Below are 18796 nucleotides of genomic sequence, written 5' to 3'. Positions count from 1 at the left end.
GCCGGGCGGCCAACCGGCCGCCGCGCGGTGACGATGGGTCAGGGAACCCCTCACACCGCCGGGCGGCGCGCCGCCGCCCCTGACATAAGGAACACCCATGGCCCAGGCCGGCGATCCGCCTGACACGCCGGGCACCCGTCCCGGCAGACTGAAGGTCTACCTCGGCGCGGCCCCCGGAGTCGGCAAGACCTACCGCATGCTGGACGAGGGATGGCGGCGCGCCCTGCGCGGCACCGACGTCGTCGTCGCCCTCGCCGAGTGCCACCACCGCCCGCACACCGAGGAGATGCTCGACGGCCTGGAGGTCGTGCCCCGCGCCCGCCGTGCGCACCCCGCCGGCGACAGCGCCGAGCTCGACCTCGACGCCGTACGGGCACGCCGACCCGAAGTGGCCCTCATCGACGAGCTGGCCCACACCAACGCCCCCGGTGCCGCCCACCCCAAGCGCTGGCAGGACGTCGAGGAACTCCTCGCCGCCGGCATCGACGTCATCACCACCGTCAACATCCAGCACCTGGAGTCCCTCAACGACGTCGTCGAGAAGATCACCGGCGTGCCGCAGCGCGAGACCGTGCCCGACGAGGTCGTCCGCCGCGCCCACCAGATCGAACTCGTCGACATGGCCCCCGAGGCACTGCGCCGCCGCATGGCCCACGGCAACATCTTCGCGCCCGAGAAGATCGACGCGGCGCTCTCGCACTACTTCCGCGTCGGCAACCTCACCGCCCTGCGCGAACTCGCCCTGCTGTGGGTGGCCGAACGCGTCGACGAGACCCTGCAGCGCTACCGCGCCGAGCACGGCATAGGCGGCGTCTGGGAGACCCGCGAACGCGTCGTCGTCGCCCTGACCGGCGGCCCCGAGGGCGAGACGCTCATCCGCCGCGCCGCCCGCATCGCCGCCCGCTCCTCCGGCGGTGACCTGCTCGCCGTGCACGTCGCCCGCAGCGACGGGCTCGCCGGGGCCTCGCCCGCCGCACTCGCCGGGCAGCGCCGGCTCGTGGAGAGCATGGGCGGCAGCTACCACACCGTCGTCGGCGAGCACGTGCCCGCCGCCCTCCTCGCGTTCGCCCGCGCCGAGAACGCCACCCAGCTCGTCGTCGGCGTCAGCCGCCGCGGCCGGCTCCGGCGCCTGGCCGACGCGCGCGGCGTCGGCGAGACCGTCGTCGGGCAATCCGGCGACATCGACGTCCACATGGTCACCCACGAGCGGGCCGGCCGCGGCCGGAGCCGGCCCCTGCCGGGCAGCGGACTGTCGCCGGCCCGGCGGCTCGGCGGGCCCGTGGCCGGACTCCTCCTGCCCGTCCTGCTCACCCTGCTGCTGCGCCGGCAAGCGGTCGCCGACGCCCTCAGCCTCAACCTCACCAGTGAGGCGCTGCTCTTCCTCGCGGCCGTCGTCGGCGTGGCCTGCATCGGCGGCGTGGTCTCCGCGCTGCTGGCCTCCGTCACCGCCTCGCTGCTGCTCAACTACTACTTCATCCCGCCCGCGGGACGCTTCACCATCGCCGAGGCCAACAACGTCCTCGCGCTCCTGGTCTTCGCGCTCGTCGCCGTCACCGTCGCGGCCGTCGTCGACCGTTCGCTGCGGCTCGGCCGCAGCGCCGCGCACGCCACCGCCGAGGCCGAGACCCTGTCCTCGCTGGCCGGCGGCATCCTCCGCGGCGAGCAGGCCGTCCCGGTGCTGCTGGAGCGCACCCGCCAGACCTTCGGCATGGACTCCGCCGAATTGCGCCCCCGCGAGAGGGAGCCGGTCCACGGGCCCGCCGCGGCCGACGGGACGCCGGCGCCCGCCGTCACCCGGGTGCCCATCGGCGAGGACGACGAGCTGGTGCTGCACGGCCGCGCACTGCCCGCCACCGAACGCCGCGTCCTGACCGCCTTCGCCGCCCATCTGACGGCCGCCGTGGAGCGCGCCCGGCTCGCCGAGGCCGCCGCCGAGATCGAACCCGTCCGCGCCGCCGACCGCATGCGCACCGCGCTGCTCGCCGCCGTCAGCCACGACCTGCGCACCCCGCTCGCCGGCGGCTGGGCGGCCATCAGCTCGCTGCGCAGCCGGGACGTGGACTTCTCCGCGGAGGACAAGGAGGAGCTCCTGGCCACCGCCGAGGAGTCGATGATCAAGCTCAGCCGGCTGGTCGACAACCTCCTCGACATGAGCCGCATCCAGGCGGGCGCCCTGACCCTGCACCTGCAGCCCACCGCGCTCGCCGAGGTGCTGCCCCAGGCCCTGGACAGCCTGCCGGACACCCCCGCCTCGGGCGTCCGCGTCCAGGACGTGGAGGCCGTGCCGTGCGTCCTGGCCGATCCGCCCCTGCTGGAGCGCGTCGTCGCCAACCTGGTGGCCAACGCCACCCGGCACTCCCCGGCCGGCCGGCCGGTCACCGTCGCCGCCAGCACCCTGGCCGCCCGGGTCGAGCTGCGGATCGTCGACCGGGGACCCGGCATACGGCCCGCCGACCGCGAGCGGGCCTTCGCGCCGTTCCAGCGGCTCGGCGACACCGACAACACCACCGGCCTCGGTCTGGGTCTGGCCCTCTCCCGCGGCCTGACCGAGGCGATGGGCGGCACGCTCGTGCCCGAGGAGACCCCCGGCGGCGGCCTGACGATGGTTCTCTCCCTGCCCGCCGCCCCGCCCCCGGCCGCGGACGGGCCGGCGTGAGAGGGGGCCGTTCCCCGCTCAGCGGGGAACGGCCGACGCCCCCGGCTGCGTGCGCGAGGCGTACATCCGGGCGTAGGTCCCGCCGGCGCCGATCAGCTCGTCGTGCGTGCCGCGTTCGACGATCCGGCCGGCGTCCATCACCACGATGACGTCGGCGTCGCGGATGGTGGAGAGCCGGTGGGCGATGACGAAGCTGGTGCGGCCGGCGCGCAGGGAGGTCAGGGCGCGCTGGATGAGCAGCTCGGTACGGGTGTCGACGGAGCTCGTCGCCTCGTCCAGCACCAGGATCGCCGGCCCCGCCAGGAACGCCCTGGCGATCGTGATCAGCTGCTTCTCGCCGGCGCTCACCCCGGACGACTCCTCGTCCAGCACGGTGTCGTAGCCCTCGGGCAGGGTCCGTACGAACCGGTCGACGCAGGTGGCGCGGGCGGCGGCCACGATCTCCTCCCGCGTCGCCAGCGGGGACCCGTAGGCGATGTTCTCGGCGATCGTGCCGCCGAACAGCCAGCTGTCCTGGAGCACGAGCCCGATGTGCCCGCGCAGTTCGTCGCGCCGCATGCGGGTGATGTCCGTGCCGTCCAGCAGCACGCGGCCCTCGCCGGGCTCGTAGAACCGCATGAGGAGATTGCCCAGGGTGGTCTTGCCCGCACCGGTCGGCCCGACGATCGCCACTGTCTGCCCAGGTTCCACGGTGAGCGACAGGTCCTCGATCAGCGGAGTGCCGGGGGAGTAGCGGAATCCCACGCCCTCGAACTCCACCCGGCCCTCGATGCGCGCGGGCCGCTCCGGGCGGTCCGGGTCCGGCCCCTGCTCGTCCGCGTCGAGCAGCGCGAACACCCGGTCGGCCGAGGCGATCGCCGACTGCAGCTGGCCGGCGACGGTGCCCGCCTCGACGATCGGCTGGTTGAACTGGCGGGCGTACATGACGAAGGCCTGCACGTCGCCGATCGACAGCGAGCCGCTCACGACGCGCAGCGCACCGACCACGGACACCACGATGTAGCCGAGGTTGCCGATGAACATCATCGACGGCTCGATCGTGCCGGAGGCGAACTGCGCCTTGGCGCCCGCCCGGTACACGGCGTCGTTGTGCTCGTCGAAGGCGCGCTCCGCCAGCTCGCGCCGGCCGAAGCCCTTGACCAGGGCGTGCCCGCTGTACATCTCCTCGACGTGCCCGCTGAGCGTGCCGGTGGCGGCCCACTGCTCGGCGTACCGCGGCTGGGCGCGCTTGGCGATCACGGACACCAGCACCACCGACACCGGCACGCTCGCCAGCATCACCAGCGCCAGCAGCGGCGAGATCACGAACATCATGGCCAGCAGCGCCAGGAAGGAGAACACCGAGGTGATCAGCTGGGAGAGGGCCTGCTGAAGGGTCTGCTGGAGGTTGTCGACGTCGTTCGTGACCCGGCTCAGCAGCTCGCCCGCCGGATTCCGGTCGAAGTAGCCGATCGGCAGCCGCGCGAGCTTGTCCGCCACCTTCTCGCGCAGGTCGAGGACGACCCTGTTGATGACGAGCGTTGCCAGCCGTCCCTGCAGGAGGGTGAACAGGGACGCCGCCAGGTACAGGGCGAGCAGGACCAGCAGGACGTGCTCCAGGGCGGCGAAGTCGATGCCGCGGCCGGGGTGCACGTCGACCGTGCTGAAGACCTTGGCGAGGGAGCCCTGGCCGTCCGCGCGCAGTTGCTCGATCGCCTCCTGCGGGGACGTCCCGGCGGGCAGCCGCTTGCCGACGACGCCCGCGAAGACCAGGTCCGTGGCCTTGCCCATGAGCACCGGCCCGAACGCGGCCAGGGTGACGCCGGCGATGCCCAGCGCCAGCAGCAGGGCCACCAGCGCCCGGTGGGGCCGCAGGAGCCCCAGCAGCCGGGTGACGGTGCCGTGGGGCTTCTCTCGCGCGGATGTCATGCCGCGGCCTCCTCTTCGGTGAGCTGCGAGAGCGCGATCTCCCGGTAGGTGAGGCTGTCGCGCATGAGTTCCGCGTGGGTCCCCGCGGCGACGACGCGGCCCGCGTCGAGCACCACGATGCGGTCGGCGTCCCGGACCGTGCTGATCCGCTGGGCGACCACGACGACCGTCGCCCCCGCGACCTCGGGCGCGAGGGCGGCCCGCAGCGCGGCGTCCGTGGTGTAGTCGAGCGCCGAGAGGCAGTCGTCGAAGAGGTAGATGCCGGGTTTGCGCAGCAGCGTGCGCGCGATGGCCAGGCGCTGGCGCTGGCCGCCCGAGAGGTTCGTGCCGCCTTGGGCGACGACGGACTCCAGGCCCTGCGGCATCCGCTCGACGAAGTCGCGGGCCTGGGCCGTCTCCAGGGCCTGCCACAGCTCCTCGTCGGTGGCGTCCGGATCGCCGAAGCGCAGATTGCTCGCGACGGTGCCGGAGAACAGCAGGGGCTTCTGCGGTACGAAGCCCACCGCGCGGGAGAGCGCGCCGGGATCGTAGGAGCGGACGTCGACGCCGTCGACGAGCACCGTGCCCCCCGTGGCGTCGAACTGCCGCAGGACCAGGTTCAGCAGCGTCGTCTTGCCGCTGCCGGTGCTGCCCAGGATGGCGACCGTCTGGCCCGGCCGGGCCGTCAGGTCGACGTCGCTCAGCACGGGCTCCTCCGCCCCGGGATAGCGGAACTCCACGGCCCGCAGCTCCAGATGGCCGGCCGCGCCGGGGACCGGGGCAGCGACGGGCTCCCGCGGCGCCACGACGGACGGCTCGGTCCCGAGCACCTCCTGGATGCGCTGCGCCGAGGTCTTCGCGCGCGGCGCGGCCACGAACACCAGCGTCAGCAGGACGACCGACATCACGATCAGGCCCAGATAGCCGAGGAAGGCGGTCAGGGCGCCCAGCCGCATGCTGCCGTCGTCGACGCGGTGGCCGCCGAACCAGAGCAGGAACACGATGAACGCGTTCATCACCAGCGTCATCACCGGGAACAGCAGGGCCATGAGCCGGGCCACGCGCAGGGACAGGGCCGCGAGCTCGGCGTTGGTGCGGGCGAACCGCTCGCGCTCGTGCGCCTCCCGGACGAAGGCCCGCACCACGCGGACCCCGGTGATCTGCTCGCGCAGCAGCTGGTTGACGCGGTCCACCCGCGACTGCATCCGGTCGTACCAGGGGCCCATCCGGCTCAGCCCGACCCCGAAGACGGCCGAGATCACCACGACGAGGGCCACCAGCAGCAGCGACAGCGGCACATCCTGGGACAGCGCCAGCACCACGCTGCCCACGCACAGCACCGGCGCCGCCACCGCGACGCCGAGCGCCTGCAGGACCAGCGTCTGCACCTGCTGCACGTCGTTGACGGTCCGGGTGATCAGCGACGGGGTGCCGAAGCGGCCCAGCTCGCGGGCCGAGAAGTCCAGGACCCGGCGGAAGACCGCGGAGCGCAGGTCCCGCCCCAGGCCCATCGCCGTACGGGACGCCAGCAGCGCCGCGCCGATCGCGGCGGCCACCTGCGCGAGCGCCACGGCGAGCATGAAGGCGCCGACGCCGCGGACGTAGCCGGCGTCGGCCTTGAGCACGCCGTTGTCGATCACCGCCGCGCCCAGGGTCGGCAGCACCAACACGCCCATGATCTGCACCAGTTGCAGGGCGAGAAGAAGAGCGACGGCGCGGCCGTAGGGCCGTAGACGGGCACGCAGCAGTCTGATCAGCACGCTGACGAGTCCAGCGCACAACGGGCTGGGGAATCCCTAGTGTTCCCCGGCTGCCACCGACCGGAACCGGCCACGAAATCCGCAAATTCCCTAGTCTATCAGGATTTTGTTGACATCGTTCCGAGCCGACTGCGAGCGTGCGTTCGCAATATCGGCCGGACAGCGGAGGGCGGTCGGTCCGTGGTAGAGGAAGGGAAGGCGATGGGATGTCCAAGCGCGCACTGATCACTGGTATCACCGGACAGGACGGTTCTTATCTTGCCGAACACCTGTTGTCGCAGGGGTACCAGGTCTGGGGGCTGATCAGGGGGCAGGCGAATCCGAGGAAGTCGCGCGTCAGCCGCCTTGTCTCCGACCTGTCCTTCGTCGACGGCGACCTCATGGACCAGGCGAGCCTCGTGTCCGCCGTGGACACGGTACAGCCCGACGAGGTCTACAACCTCGGCGCGATCTCCTTCGTGCCCATGTCATGGCAGCAGTCCGAACTGGTCACCGAGGTCAACGGCATGGGCGTCCTGCGGATGCTCGAGGCCATCCGCATGGTGAGCGGGCTCAACGGCTCCCGCAACGCGGGCACCGCCGGTCAGATCCGCTTCTACCAGGCGTCCTCCTCCGAGATGTTCGGCAAGGCGGCCGAGACCCCGCAGAGCGAGACCACCCTGTTCCACCCGCGCAGCCCCTACGGCGTCGCGAAGACCTACGGGCACTACATCACCCGCAACTACCGTGAGTCCTTCGGCATGTACGCGGTGTCCGGGATGCTCTTCAACCACGAGTCCCCCCGGCGCGGCGCCGAGTTCGTGACCCGCAAGATCTCGCTGGCCGCCGCCCGCATCAAGCTCGGCTACCAGAAGCGGCTGGACCTCGGAAACCTCGACGCCGTGCGCGACTGGGGCTTCGCCGGCGACTACGTACGCGCCATGCACCTCATGCTCCAGCAGGACGAGCCGACCGACTACGTCGTGGGCACCGGGCAGATGCACTCGGTGCGCGACGCGGTCCGCTACGCCTTCGAGTGCGTGGGCCTGGACTGGACGGACTACGTCGTCATCGATCCGGCCCTCGTCCGCCCCGCCGAGGTGGAGGTCCTGTGCGCCGACACCCGTCGTGTACGGACCGAACTCGGCTGGGAACCGACCGTCGACTTCCCGCAACTGATGCGCATGATGGTGGAGTCCGACCTGGAGCAGGCGTCCCGTGAGCACCAGTACGGCGACCTGCTGCTCGCCGCCAGCTGGTAGGACGGCACGCCAGCAGCCGTACCAGTGGCCCGGCCGGGGATTTCCCGGCCGGGCCACTGGCGTGTTCCCGCCCCCTCCGACTGGTCCGAACCCGACCGAACCGAAGTACCGAAACCGCAAGGCCGGTCAACCGAACCATCCGGAAGGGCAAACCGCAGGTTTAGCCGCGTCGGGTCGGGATGTCGTTGACTCGCCTCCGCGGAACTATCTACTGTTCCAATCAGTTGGTCAGAAACCGGGCCATTCGGTTCGAGGCCCGGAAATCGCAATTCTTGACGCATTACTAGCGCGCGGTTCCGAACGTTTAGCGGGATCCGAAAGGTTGGCAGTCTCGTGGCCACTTCCGTACTTGCAGATGACCAGGCCGGCATGCGTCCGCAGTTCGAGCAGCCGGGCATGTGTATGGCATACCTGGACCCCGCTCTGACGATCCGGCAGGCGAACCATGAGTTCTTCCGCCAGTTCGGAGCCACCTCCGAGGACGTCTGCGGACGCAGGTTCCAGGAGCTGGTGCACCCCAGCGTCCAGCAGCCGCTGCTGCGGCAGTTCTCCGGCCTCGTCGAGGGCAGGCGCCAGCGGTTCGCCACGCACGTGGTCGCCCTGCGGCAGGAGGAGTCCCGCGAGGACTCGGCGTTCTCCAGTACCCTGACGGCCGTCTCGGTGCGCGGCGGCACCCCCGGCGACGCCGCGATCCTCGTCATGATGCCGCCGACCCAGGCAACCGCCGAAGAGGCCGGCGTCGTCACCAACCGCAAGAAGATCCTCACCGAGATCGACGCCCGCATCCTCGAGGGCATAGCCGCCGGCATCTCCACCATCCCCCTCGCCTCACGCCTTTACCTCAGCCGGCAGGGCGTCGAATACCACGTCACCGGCCTGCTCCGGAAACTGAAAGTCCCCAATCGCGCCGCCCTGGTCTCCCGTGCCTACTCCATGGGCGTGCTCAAGGTCGGCATGTGGCCGCCGAAGGTCGTCGAAGAATTCATCAAGTAGTCATCGACCGCGACGGAGTCCAGGGAAACACCTAGACTTTATGTGCCGCTCCACCGGCTCGATCGGAATTCAAGAACCCATCGGCAAGCGGAATCGTCGGCCGGGAAAATGAACGGCCCGTGGACCCGATACGGGGCGGCCGCGCGGCACACCCCGCCGCGGTGCCGGTCCACCGCCCTGCGGAAGATCCCCCGCGGCACGGGGGTTCGGAAGGAACTCTTCCGGGAACCTGCCCGCTGTACACGGTGAAGCAGCGAAGCCCGTGCCGTCCGCGGCACACGGCGATGGGGGTTACCCATGCGAACCCGTACCACGTCCACCGCGTCCGAAGGACCGGACGCGACCGTCCCCCCGGTGCACGAGGGGAGCCCGTCCTCGGCGACGGACCGCGTGGCCGCCTTCTACGGCGCCTACGTCGACGCCCGCAGCGGCACGCCCGACACGGTCCTGGCCGACGCCCTGCGGTCGCACTTCCTCACCGGGGAGTTCCGCGACCGCCTGGCGGCCTGGGAGCGCGGCAACGACGCCGACGGGGTCTTCCTGGCCCAGAACGCCCCGCGGGCCTGGCGGGTCACGTACGACAACAGCGGGGCCGGGCACACCTGGACGCGGGTGAGGCTCACGTGGGGTGACGAGAAGAAGCCCACGTACACCCACCTGAGCGTCCAGTCGGACACGAGCAGCAAGCTCATATCCGACATCAAGGAGGTCGAGGCCCCCGCCGGCGGCTGAGGCGACCGGACGGGGGACCCGAGGGCCCGTCAGCCCTTGGCCGCGTAACGGTGGCGGGCCCACAGCGGCAGGCCGAACCAGCACAGCACGAGCCAGGTGACGAGCCCGCCCACCACCCACGGCACGGCCGCGTTGCGCATGGCGATGCGCAGGATGAGGGTGAGGGCCGAGGCCACGGTCGCCAGCAGCAGCACCACTCCCAGCAGCGTCAGGCGCGACGCCCAGGTGACGGTCTGGGGCTTCAGCCGGTGCCCGGTGACGAGCCGGTGGAAGGAGACGGGACCCACGAGGGCACCGGTGGTGGCGGCGCCGAGGAGCACGGTGACCACATAGATCGCCTTGTCCGTCGACCCCAGCATCGGGAACTGCGGCGTGAACACGACGGTCAGCAGGAAACCGAAGAGGATCTGGACGCCGGTCTGGGCGACCCGCACCTCCTGCAGCAGCTCGTTCCAGCGCCGGTCGGCCCGCTCCTCGGGCGATTCGTCCCGGCCTTCGCGCAGTGCCTTGCCCGACGCCATACCGTCCCGTCCTTCACGTCCGCCCGGTACGGACGCGCCTACCGGGCTCCGAGGCTAACCGGGCAAGGGCGTCCGGCGGATGAAGGACATGCCGCAGGGGCCGCCCTGCCGGGTGCTCTCGCCCGTCACATAGGCCGCGTTGTGGCCGTGCCAGTACAGGGAGTCGATCCACAGCGGCTCCCGCCGCTCCCAGTACGGCTTCATCCACACCCCCGCCAGCGGGTTGCGCTGCCGGTCGTGGCTCCAGCGCCGGACCTCGGACTCGGTCAGCCGGGCGTACCACTCGATCCGCCGCTCGAGGTCGCCGAGCCGGAACGTCATCCGGCGCTCGCTGCCCGCGTACGAGCAGTCGACGTCCAGCCGCGCGCCGCGCCCGTCGAGGCTGCCGAGGTAGCGGCCCTGTCCCACGGGGAGCCCGCACCAGTCGTCGAAGCCCCGGAACGGCCTGTTGTGCACGCGGGAGGGGGCCGCGGTGGAGCGGTAGAACACCATCGGATGCCGGCGCCCGCCCGGATCGGCGGTGCCGGACAGGATGTCGGTGTCCCGGGTGTGGATGAGGAGGGTGGGCCAGGACAGGAGGGCGGGGCCGCCCAGCGTGATGGCGGCGATGGCCCGGGTGCCCGGGGGGACGTTCCGGCGGCTGCCGGTGTACGTCTCGTCCCGGTCCAGGTCGGTGAAGGTGAAGTAGACGGTGGCGAGCATGGCGGGCGGCTCCTGCGCCACGGCGATCGTCAGATGGGCCCTGCGCCCGTCGTACGCCCCTTCCCAGCTGCCGTGGAAGTCGCGGACATCGCGGAAGACGCCACCTGCCGCGGTGGCGGGGGCGCCCGCGGCGCGCGCCGCGGCGGCCGCGGGCACCGTGCCGCCCAGGGTGAGTCCCCCGGCGGCGAGGGCGGTGCCCACGGCGGATCTCAGGGCGGTACGGCGGGACATCGAGCGGTGCATCATCGAACCTCCCGGCTCTCCCAGCTCTCCCGGCACGTTCTGCACTCGCGGCTCTTCCGTGCGGCGAGGCACGTCTCATCATGTGGGGGAGCGGGCGGGCGGCACAGTGCCCAATTGAGCCGCCTAGAGGGCGACCTGGCCCGCGGGGTGGGCGCGCAGGCCGGCGCCGTAGCGGCGCAGGAGCAGGATCGCGGTGGTGGCGAGGCCGGTGAGCAGGCCCAGCCAGATGCCGAGGGTGTCGAGGCCCGCGCCGTAGCCCAGGAGCCCGGCGGCGGGCAGTCCGACGGCCCAGTAGCCGACGAGGGTGATGCGGAAGCCGCTCCGGGTGTCGTCGAGGCCGCGCAGGAGGCCGACGCCGATGTTCTGGGCGCAGTCGAAGAACTGGAGCACGGCGATGACCAGCAGCAGCCGCGTCGCGATGTCCACGGCCCGGGCGTCGCCGGTGCCGCCGGCGTCGAAGAACGGGCGCAGCACGAGGCCGGGCAGGGTGACGTACACCGCGGCGACGGTGGTCATGACGACGGCGGCGCAGGCCAGGGCCGTGTTCTTGATGCGCCGGGCGGCGTCGATACGGCCGAGGGCGAGCTCGCGGCTGACGTTGATGGAGGCGGCGTGGGAGAGGCCGACGGCGACCTGGAAGACGATGTAGACGAGCTGGTTGACGGCGGTGTGGGCGGCCAGGGCCGCGCTGCCGAAGGAGCCGGCCATCAGGGCCGTGACGGAGAAGAATCCGGCTTCCGAACCGTAGGTGGCGGCGATGGGCACGCCCAGGCGCAGCAGCTCGCGCATCGTGGCGCGGTCGGCCCTGAGGACGTCGAGGCCGAGCAGCGGGGCGAGGACCCGGTCCCTCTTCGCCGAGGCGTACAGGGCGAGGAAGGAGAGGAGGTGGACCGCCGAGGTGGCCACGCCGATGCCGGGCAGGCCCAGCTCGGGCAGGCCCCAGGTGCCGTGGATCAGCAGCCAGTTGAGGCCGGCGTTGACCGCGACGGAGGCGAGGGTGATCCGCAGCAGGGCCTGGGGGCGGCGCATGCCGACGGTGAACTGGCGGACCGCCTGGAACCACAGGCACGGCAGCAGGCCGGGGGCCAGCGCCAGCAGCATCGTCTGCGCGCGGGCGGCGACGGCGGCCTCCTGGCCGAGCCGGGTGAGGCTCTGGCCGATGAGGAGCATGAGGACGGCCCCGGCCAGGCCGGCGAGCGTGGCCACCGCCATGCTCGCGCGGACGATCCGGCGGACCTCCTCGTCGGCCTGCGCGGCGGCGTGGTCCGCGAGCTCGGCCCGGGCGGCGGCCGCCGCGATGCGGTTGCCCACGGAGGTGACGAGGCCGACGCCCATGGTGCGGAGCTGGTTGAAGATGACGATGGCCAGGCCGCCCGCCGCCAGGTCCCGGGTGCCCAGCAGGCCCATCATCACCGTGTCGGTGGTGGTCAGGGCCACCTGGGCGAGCTGGATGAGGACGAGGGGGACGGCGAGGACAGCCAGCGCGCGGCTGTCGCGCAGGAGGGCGGTCGGCTGCGGGATGGGCATCAGATCGTGCGGAGCTTGGAGAGGGTCTCGTCGACCTCGCGCTCCACGGCGGGGTCGAGCAAGTTCCGGGCGGTCATCCAGTCGTCGTCGAAGACGGTGTCCAGGTACTTCTCGCCGCCGTCGTTGACGAGCGCGACCATCGTGGTCGCAGGCGGCAGCGACGGCAAGCGCGTCAGCGCCTCGTATACGACGCCGCCCGCGGACCCGCCGATGAGCAGGCCCGTACGGGCGACGGCGCGGGCGGTGGCGAACGCCTCGACGTCGCCGACCTTCACGCCCTCGTCGATCAGGTCGAAGTCGACCAGCGCGCCGATCGTGGCGCCTTCGGGGGTGCCGGTGCCGGACTGGTAGTAGTCGTGGGCGGGGCCGCCGAAGGCGATCGACCCCTTGGGCTCGACGCCGATGGTCCGCACACCGGGGACGAGCCTGCGCAGCTCCCGTGCGGTGCCGCACAGCGCGCCGCCGGTGCCGACGGCGGCGATGAGGATGTCGAGGCCTGCGCCGAGGGCCTGGTGGAGTTCATGGGCGAGGAGGTGGTAGCCGACGCCGTTGCTGGGGTTGTTGTGCTGCTCGGTGAAGAAGGTGTTGTCCCGGCCGTGGGCCATGTCCTCGGCGAGTTCCTCGCGGGCGGCCGTGGCGAGCTCCCCGGTGCCGTCGTCGGCGACGTGGACGAGTTCGGTGCCCAGCGCCCGCATGACGCGCAGCTTGTCGGCGCAGGCGTGGTGGTCGACGACGGCGGTGAAGGCGTAGCCGCGCTCGGCGGCGATGACGGCCAGGCCGAGGCCGGTGTTGCCGGAGGTGGACTCGATGATGCGGCCGCCGGGGCGCAGCGCGCCGCGGTCCTCGGCGTCGAGGACCATCTGGCGCGCCATGCGGATCTTCGCGCTGCCGGTGGGGTTGTACATCTCCAGCTTCAGGAGCAGACGGCTGCCGTTGCCGGTGCGGCACAGCTCGAACAGCGGGGTGCGGCCGATGAGGTCGGAGATGCGGGAGACCACGGCGGGGCGCGTCAGTGCCTCGTACATGGGAGGGCTCCTGTGACAGGCGGGAAGCGGCGGGGAGAAGGGGTCAGCGGGCGGAGTGGCGGTCCAGGCGCCAGCGCGGCCGGCCTTCACGGGGTTCCACGACGACCTTGGGCGGCAGCGGCAGTTCGTGGAACGGGGACTCGTTGGAGTCCATCTGGTAGCCCGCCGTGTTGGGGTAGACCAGCAGGTCGCCCGGCGCGGGGCGGGCGGGGAAGGGGATCTTGCGCCAGGTGAGCAGGTCCGTCTCCAGGCAGGACGCACCCCCTACGCACGCGGGGTGGACGCCCCGGCCCCGGGCGCGGCCGGCCGGGGTGACCAGCACGGGGTCGGGGAGGTATTCGCTGTTGAACCACTGCTCCGACACGCTCAGGCTCGTCCCGTCGACGGTGAGGATGGCGTAGCTGTCGCGGTCCTTGACGCCCCGGACGCGGAAGACGGAGGCGCCGGCCCGGTCCAGCAGCGCGCGGCCGGGCTCCAGCAGCAGGAGGGTCCCGGTCCCCCGGAGCCGGTCGCCGAGACGGTCCCGGCCGCCCGTGGGAACGGCCGCCAGGACAGCGCGGAGGGCGCCGGCTCCGGCGACCGGTGAGTGGTACGGGTAGAAATCGGCGGCCGAGAAGGTCTTGCGGGCGTGGTAGTGGCCGGGGTGCTGGGCCGCGAGGAAGGCGTGCCAGTCGCCGGCCGCCGCGTAGTCGACGGCGAAACCGCCGCCGATGCCGATCCGGTCGGCCCGCAGTCCCGCGGCGCGGGCCTTGAGGCAGAGGTCGACGAGGTGTCCGGCGAGGTCGGCGCGCGGCTGGACGGCGTAGCCGCAGAGGTGGAAGCAGAATCCCTCCATCCGGACGGCGTCGCCGGCCCGTACGCACCTCGTCAGTGCCGCTTGGAGCTCGGGTGCGGTCATGCCGAAGCGGCTGTGCGGCTGCGCCGGGGGGAGCCGGCGCAGCAGCAGCCGGGCCGGGCGGACCGTGCCCGTCCGGGCCAGGGCGAGGAGGCGGTCGAGTTCGTCGAGGGAGTCGACCGAGATCAGGGCGCCCTGCAGGACCGCGACGCGCAGCAGTTCCTCGTGCTTGGCCGGGCCGGTGACCACGATGTCCTCGCCGCGCACTCCGTGGCCCAGGGCCTCGCGGAGTTCGCCGGAACTGGCGACGTCGGCCCCGGCCCCGCCGGCGGCGCAGCGCTCCATCCAGACGGCCGCCTTGTTGGCCTTCTTCGCGTAGTACACCTGTCCGTTCACCCCGGCGTCGGCCAGCGCCGCGCGGAAGGCGGCGAGGTTGGCGTCGAAGCGCTGCGGGAGCAGGAAGTGGAAGGGGCCGCCGAAGGCGTGGGCCAGCTCGTGGAGCAGCCCGCTGTCGAGCACGGCGTCTGTCCGGGGGTCGGCATACGCCGGGAGGGTGGGCGGGGGAGCGCCGGTCACTGCCACAGTGGCACCCGCGTTCCCAGGCCCTGCTCGATGGCGAGCTGGGCGAAGCGGTGGCCGAGGGCGATGTCGGTGACGACCAGGCCGCTGTTGTAGGCGAAGACGCGCTCGTGCGGGGTGGTGCGGCCGGCCGCGGTGCCGGCGAGGACCGGCGGGAACTCGGTGTCGACGGCGGGGAGCCGGCCGTCGGCGTCGGCCATGTCGGTGCCGGTGACGTTCATCTGGGCCTCGCTGGTGGCCACGACGCGGTCGGCGCGGTGGAGGGTGGAGGGGGCGAGGCCGTGGCCGACGAGGATCGCCAGCGCGCCGGGCCTGAGCACGTCGGCCTCGACGGCGGCGGGGGTGTGGGGGCCGGCGGTGGCCACGATGACGTCGGCCTCCGCGGCGGCGGCCCGCACGTCGGTGACGACCTCCACGTCGCGGCCGGGGAAGTGGGCCCGCAGCCGGTCCCGTACGGCAGCGATTCCCTCCCGGTGGGTGCCGAAGAGCATCAGCCGGTCCAGTTCCGGCAGGGTGGTCAGCAGGAACGGCAGCGCCAGCCGTCCTTGCGTGCCGGTGCCGATCACCAGCGCGCTGCGGGCTCCGGGGGCGGCGCACTCGCGGGCCAGCAGGGCGGAGACGGCCGGGGTGCGCAGGGAGCCGATGCGGCCGCAGTCCATCATCGCCACGGGCAGGCCGGTGACGTCGTCGTAGAGGGTGAGGGCGGTGTAGTAGTGCTGCTCCTCGCGCCCCTTGTCCAGGCCGTGCTTGTACGAGGTCTTGATGGCGACGACGTCGCGGGAGCCGTCGCGGCCGAGCATGGCGTACGAGACGGAGTGGCCGTCGCGCGGTTTGACGGTCAGTTTGCGGGGGTTGTCGGACAGGCCCGCGGCGAGGGTGCGGTAGGCGTTCTCGACCGTCTCGACGACGTCGGCCAGGGATATCTCGATACCGGCCAGGTCGCTGGTGGACAGGGCGCGTACGGCGGTGCCGTCGGCGGGTGTGCGGGGGGCGGCGGGGGGCGGGGCGGTGTGGGTCATATCAGTTCCTCGCTGGAGAGGCGGGACGCCGTGGTCAGGTGCGCCGAACGCTCGGTGCGGCGGCGGGCGGGGCCGGGGCGGCCGGCGCTGGGGAAGGGGGAGTAGGCCTCGACGGCCTTCTGCCCGTAGCCGTGCTCGCCGGTTTCGGCCGGTGGGCGGGTGCGGCGCCCGGGGATGCGCACGGAGGCGCGCTTGAGCCAGCGGTCGGTGCCGTCGTAGCGGGCCTGGAACGGGACGCGTCCGTGCACGACCAGGTCGTTGTCGACGACCAGCACTTCTCCCGGGGCGAGGGTCACCGCCCGGGAGACGCGGGTGAGTTCGCGCTCCAGTCGGGCGTAGGCCGCGCGGTAGCCGGGGGAGGCCTCCTCCAGCGGGGTGTAGGCCGGGTCGAAGCGCAGGGTGAGGCCGGCCTCGCCCGCCCACACGGTGGGCACGGGCTGGGGCTGCCAGACGAGGCCGTGGGTCTGGAAGTAGGTGTCGTCGGGGAGGATCGGCAGGGCGGGACGTGAGAGTTCGGCGATGTCGGCCCGCGTCAGGCGCACTTCGCGGATGCTGGCGGCCGTGGTGGCGACCTTGTCGTGGTTGCGCATGCAGCCGAGCATCAGCACGTGGGCGCGGCCCGGGTGGAAGGCGTCCTCGGTGTGCGGGCTGAGCAGCACCGTGCTGCTGGATCCGGTCTGGGCCTGCTCGTGGCCGGGCGACGGGACGATGTTGTGGACGAACCGCCCGTCCTGCTGTCCTTCCCAGGCGATGGGGTTGCCCATGAGGGTGGCCAGCAGCAGGAGGGCGACGTCATGGACCGCGGCGCTGTCGTCCGCCGTGGCCCAGTCGGCCGGCGTGGGGCCGATCGCCGCGTCGTCGATCTGAAGTCCGCTCAGGACGAACAGTCCCTCGGCGGTGTCGACGGGACGGCAGTGGTGGCGGACGCCGTCGCTGAGGCCCATGGCGGCGCGGGCCACGTGGCGCAGGACTTCGGGCGAGGCGGCGGAGGTTCCCGAGGCGGTCAGGACCTCTTCGGCGGTCCGGCGCAGTTCACCGGCCGCGGCGGAGTCGAGCTGGCGGAGGGGGGCGGCTCCCGTGGACATGGCGAAGTCATCCGTTTCGTTGAGGGGCGTAACGGGTGTCTTGCGGGTGGTGCGGATCCCCGGGTCGCGTGCGGTTGCTGATGGAGCGTCAGATGAGCATCCGGAGCGCGCACGGCCCGAAGCGCGAAGTGGAGAAGGCGAGAGGGCAAAGGGGCTCATGGGGCTGCATGGTTGAGCCCTGAGCCGACAGTGCAAGAGGGGACTCGGCCGACATGGGCGGCTGGCCAATAACGTACCACCGGAATTAGGTAAGGCAAACCTTACCGATCGGTCGTCCCTTACTTCCGATTCGCCAACTCCGCCCGGGTGGTGCTGTTTTGTATTGCGCGGATATGCGTACATCCTGTCCGGATGCTTGCGGAGGTGAGCGAAAGCAGGGTAGGCAAACCTAAGTGACCCCACTGCGACGTGGAACAAGGAATGACGTGAAACTGACCAGGCGGCAGGCAATGTGGGCGGGTGCCGGCATCGGCGTGGCCGCGCTGCTCGCCGCCTGTGGCAACGGCAATGACAAGGCGACCTCCCCGGCGGCCACGGACGGCAAGCCGAAGAAGGGCGGCACCCTGCGCATCGGTGCCCTTGGCCGGACTTCGGCCACCACCCGTGACCCGCACGGGGTCCAGGGCAACGAGAGCGACTACCTGATCATCGCCCTCGCCTACGACACCCTCACCGCACCGGGCCTCAAGGACAACACCGTCGGCCGCCTCGCGTCCGGCTGGAAGTCCTCCGCCGACCTCAGGACCTGGCGCTTCACGATCGCCAAGGGCGCCGCCTTCCACGACGGTTCGCCGGTCACCGCCGACGACGTGGCGTGGTCGCTGCGCAGACTGCGCAACACCCCCGCCGGTGCGGGCCGGTTGCCGGGCATCAAGGCCGACAGCATCACCGCCGACGGCAGGGACACCGTCGTCCTGGTCTCCGACGAACCCAACGCCGCCCTGCCCCTGCTCACCCGCCTGGCCACGTTCGTCCTCAAGAAGGACACCCCCGACAAGGAGGTGGCCAAGGCCCCCGGCACGGGCCCGTTCAAGCTCGACTGGTACCGGGGCGGCAACGCCCGCCTGATACGCAACGACAAGTGGCATGGCGGACCGGTCCACCTCGACGCCATCGAAGTGACCATGTTCGAAAGCCCCCAGGGCATGGCCAACGCCCTGCTGGGCGGCCAGATCGACCTCGCCTCCAACGTGGGCGCCGTCGCGGCCCGTACCGCCGCCTCCCGCAAGGACATCCAGCTCGTCCGCCGCCCCAACGACATGGCCATGCCCATCGTCATGCGCACCGCCGACGGCCCGTTCGCCGACGCCAGGGTCCGCGAGGCCATGAAGCTCCTCGTCGACCGGGAGGCCATGGTCAAACAGGTGCTCTCCGGCTACGGCACCGTCGCCAACGACATCCTCGGCACCGGCGACCCCGGCTACGCCAAGGACATCCCCCAGCGGGCCCGCGACCTCGCCAAGGCGAAGAAGCTCCTCACCGAGGCCGGCTTCGACCTCTCCAGGACCTACGAGCTCATCACCACCGAGGACGTCCCGGGCCTGGCCGAGTCCGCGACCCTGTTCGCCACCCAGGCCCGCGAGGCCGACGTCAAGATCAAGGTCGTCAAGCAGGAGTCCGGCGCCTTCTACGACAAGACCTGGCTCAAGGGCACCTTCTACACCAACTACTGGGGCACCAACGACTCCGTGGTGTTCTTCGCCTCCAAGACCATGACCACCGGCGCCGGACAGAACGAAGCCGGCTGGTCGGAGCCGACGTTCGACGCCACGTACCGCAAGGTCGTCGGCACCGCCGACGACAAGGCCCGCACCACCGCCCTGCGCGAACTCCAGCGGATCGAGCACGAGAAGTCCGGCTATCTGCTGTGGGGCATGGCCGACGGCATCGACCTCGCCGCACCCAGGGTGCGCAACCTGCCCAGGCTGCCCGGCTACGGACGGGTCCAGCTCGAGAACGTCTGGCTGTCGCGTTGAGCGGGACGGCGACGC

14 protein-coding genes are annotated in these 18796 nt (G+C 72.0%); 5 read left to right on the top strand and 9 right to left on the bottom strand.

Features of this window, described 5'->3' with window-relative positions; all coding sequences use genetic code 11:
* Positions 1-97 precede the first annotated feature (97 nt).
* Positions 98-2656 (top strand): ATP-binding protein, encoded by a 2559-nt coding sequence (locus tag AB0G59_RS21440; RefSeq protein ID WP_360913839.1) that lies wholly within the window; start codon positions 98-100, stop codon positions 2654-2656.
* Positions 2657-2674: 18 nt separating this feature from the next.
* On the opposite strand, the gene AB0G59_RS21435 is transcribed toward AB0G59_RS21440, so the two are convergent.
* Together AB0G59_RS21435 and AB0G59_RS21430 are read right to left on the bottom strand one after the other, a co-directional pair.
* Entirely contained in the window at positions 2675-4564 is a 1890-nt protein-coding gene (locus AB0G59_RS21435; RefSeq protein ID WP_360913837.1) for an ABC transporter ATP-binding protein, read from the bottom strand.
* Positions 4561-6303 carry an ABC transporter ATP-binding protein gene (locus AB0G59_RS21430; RefSeq protein ID WP_360913835.1) on the bottom strand — a complete coding sequence of 581 codons (1743 nt, stop codon included), beginning with the start codon at positions 6301-6303 and terminating at the stop codon, positions 4561-4563. Before AB0G59_RS21430 ends, AB0G59_RS21435 begins: the two co-directional genes overlap by 4 nt.
* A gap of 206 nt (positions 6304-6509) precedes the next feature.
* Here AB0G59_RS21430 and AB0G59_RS21425 point away from each other — a divergent pair, with 206 nt between their 5' ends.
* The 3 genes from AB0G59_RS21425 to AB0G59_RS21415 all read left to right on the top strand — a co-directional run bounded on the left by AB0G59_RS21425 (position 6510) and on the right by AB0G59_RS21415 (position 9269).
* On the top strand, positions 6510-7544 hold the full coding sequence (locus tag AB0G59_RS21425) for a GDP-mannose 4,6-dehydratase (RefSeq protein ID WP_360913833.1): 1035 nt from the start codon (positions 6510-6512) through the stop codon (positions 7542-7544).
* Positions 7545-7913: 369 nt separating this feature from the next.
* Positions 7914-8537 carry a PAS domain-containing protein gene (locus AB0G59_RS21420; protein WP_360913919.1) on the top strand — a complete coding sequence of 208 codons (624 nt, stop codon included), beginning with the start codon at positions 7914-7916 and terminating at the stop codon, positions 8535-8537.
* Between the two features lie 297 nt (positions 8538-8834).
* Positions 8835-9269 (top strand): hypothetical protein, encoded by a 435-nt coding sequence (locus AB0G59_RS21415; protein ID WP_360913831.1) that lies wholly within the window; start codon positions 8835-8837, stop codon positions 9267-9269.
* Positions 9270-9298: 29 nt separating this feature from the next.
* Here the strand turns inward: AB0G59_RS21415 and AB0G59_RS21410 are convergent, their stop codons facing one another.
* The 7 genes from AB0G59_RS21410 to AB0G59_RS21380 form a co-directional block, all read right to left on the bottom strand.
* Positions 9299-9790, bottom strand: a complete 492-nt coding sequence (locus AB0G59_RS21410; RefSeq protein ID WP_360913829.1) for a DUF6328 family protein — start codon at positions 9788-9790, stop codon at positions 9299-9301.
* A 54-nt stretch (positions 9791-9844) separates the two neighbouring features.
* The gene (locus tag AB0G59_RS21405) at positions 9845-10780 is read right to left on the bottom strand and encodes a hypothetical protein (RefSeq protein ID WP_360913827.1); all 936 of its coding nucleotides are present in this window, start codon (positions 10778-10780) and stop codon (positions 9845-9847) included.
* A 78-nt stretch (positions 10781-10858) separates the two neighbouring features.
* Positions 10859-12262: an MATE family efflux transporter gene (locus AB0G59_RS21400; RefSeq protein WP_360913825.1), complete on the bottom strand. Its 1404-nt coding sequence runs from the start codon at positions 12260-12262 to the stop codon at positions 10859-10861.
* On the bottom strand, positions 12262-13287 hold the full coding sequence (locus AB0G59_RS21395; protein ID WP_360913823.1) for a cysteine synthase family protein: 1026 nt from the start codon (positions 13285-13287) through the stop codon (positions 12262-12264). Before AB0G59_RS21395 ends, AB0G59_RS21400 begins: the two co-directional genes overlap by 1 nt.
* Positions 13288-13330: 43 nt before the next feature.
* On the bottom strand, positions 13331-14704 hold the full coding sequence (locus AB0G59_RS21390; protein ID WP_360913821.1) for a Y4yA family PLP-dependent enzyme: 1374 nt from the start codon (positions 14702-14704) through the stop codon (positions 13331-13333).
* Positions 14695-15720, bottom strand: a complete 1026-nt coding sequence (locus tag AB0G59_RS21385) for an ornithine cyclodeaminase family protein (RefSeq protein ID WP_360913819.1) — start codon at positions 15718-15720, stop codon at positions 14695-14697. Before AB0G59_RS21385 ends, AB0G59_RS21390 begins: the two co-directional genes overlap by 10 nt.
* The gene (locus AB0G59_RS21380; protein ID WP_360913817.1) at positions 15717-16805 is read right to left on the bottom strand and encodes a TauD/TfdA family dioxygenase; all 1089 of its coding nucleotides are present in this window, start codon (positions 16803-16805) and stop codon (positions 15717-15719) included. The genes AB0G59_RS21385 and AB0G59_RS21380 overlap by 4 nt, the downstream gene beginning before the upstream one ends.
* Positions 16806-17230: 425 nt before the next feature.
* Here AB0G59_RS21380 and AB0G59_RS21375 point away from each other — a divergent pair, with 425 nt between their 5' ends.
* Positions 17231-18781 carry an ABC transporter substrate-binding protein gene (locus AB0G59_RS21375; protein ID WP_360913815.1) on the top strand — a complete coding sequence of 517 codons (1551 nt, stop codon included), beginning with the start codon at positions 17231-17233 and terminating at the stop codon, positions 18779-18781.
* The last annotated feature ends 15 nt before the right edge of the window (positions 18782-18796 follow it).

The sequence above is a fragment of the Streptomyces sp. NPDC021096 genome (genome assembly GCF_040641275.1).
In the GTDB taxonomy this organism is placed as follows: Bacteria; Actinomycetota; Actinomycetes; order Streptomycetales; family Streptomycetaceae; genus Streptomyces.
Note: the sequence above shows the minus strand (reverse complement) of the source record. Positions and strands in the feature narration are given on the sequence as shown.

Excerpts from the sequence above, each read along its gene's own strand:
- AB0G59_RS21420 (WP_360913919.1), top strand. The coding sequence starts at position 7,914 with ATGCGTCCGCAGTTCGAGCAGCCGGGCATGTGTATGGCATACCTGGAC.
- AB0G59_RS21385 (WP_360913819.1), bottom strand. The coding sequence starts at position 15,720 with ATGACCCACACCGCCCCGCCCCCCGCCGCCCCCCGCACACCCGCCGAC.
- AB0G59_RS21415 (WP_360913831.1), top strand. The coding sequence starts at position 8,835 with ATGCGAACCCGTACCACGTCCACCGCGTCCGAAGGACCGGACGCGACC.
- AB0G59_RS21410 (WP_360913829.1), bottom strand. The coding sequence starts at position 9,790 with ATGGCGTCGGGCAAGGCACTGCGCGAAGGCCGGGACGAATCGCCCGAG.
- AB0G59_RS21400 (WP_360913825.1), bottom strand. The coding sequence starts at position 12,262 with ATGCCCATCCCGCAGCCGACCGCCCTCCTGCGCGACAGCCGCGCGCTG.
- AB0G59_RS21425 (WP_360913833.1), top strand. The coding sequence starts at position 6,510 with ATGTCCAAGCGCGCACTGATCACTGGTATCACCGGACAGGACGGTTCT.
- AB0G59_RS21380 (WP_360913817.1), bottom strand. The coding sequence starts at position 16,805 with ATGTCCACGGGAGCCGCCCCCCTCCGCCAGCTCGACTCCGCCGCGGCC.
- AB0G59_RS21395 (WP_360913823.1), bottom strand. The coding sequence starts at position 13,287 with ATGTACGAGGCACTGACGCGCCCCGCCGTGGTCTCCCGCATCTCCGAC.
- AB0G59_RS21440 (WP_360913839.1), top strand. The coding sequence starts at position 98 with ATGGCCCAGGCCGGCGATCCGCCTGACACGCCGGGCACCCGTCCCGGC.
- AB0G59_RS21435 (WP_360913837.1), bottom strand. The coding sequence starts at position 4,564 with ATGACATCCGCGCGAGAGAAGCCCCACGGCACCGTCACCCGGCTGCTG.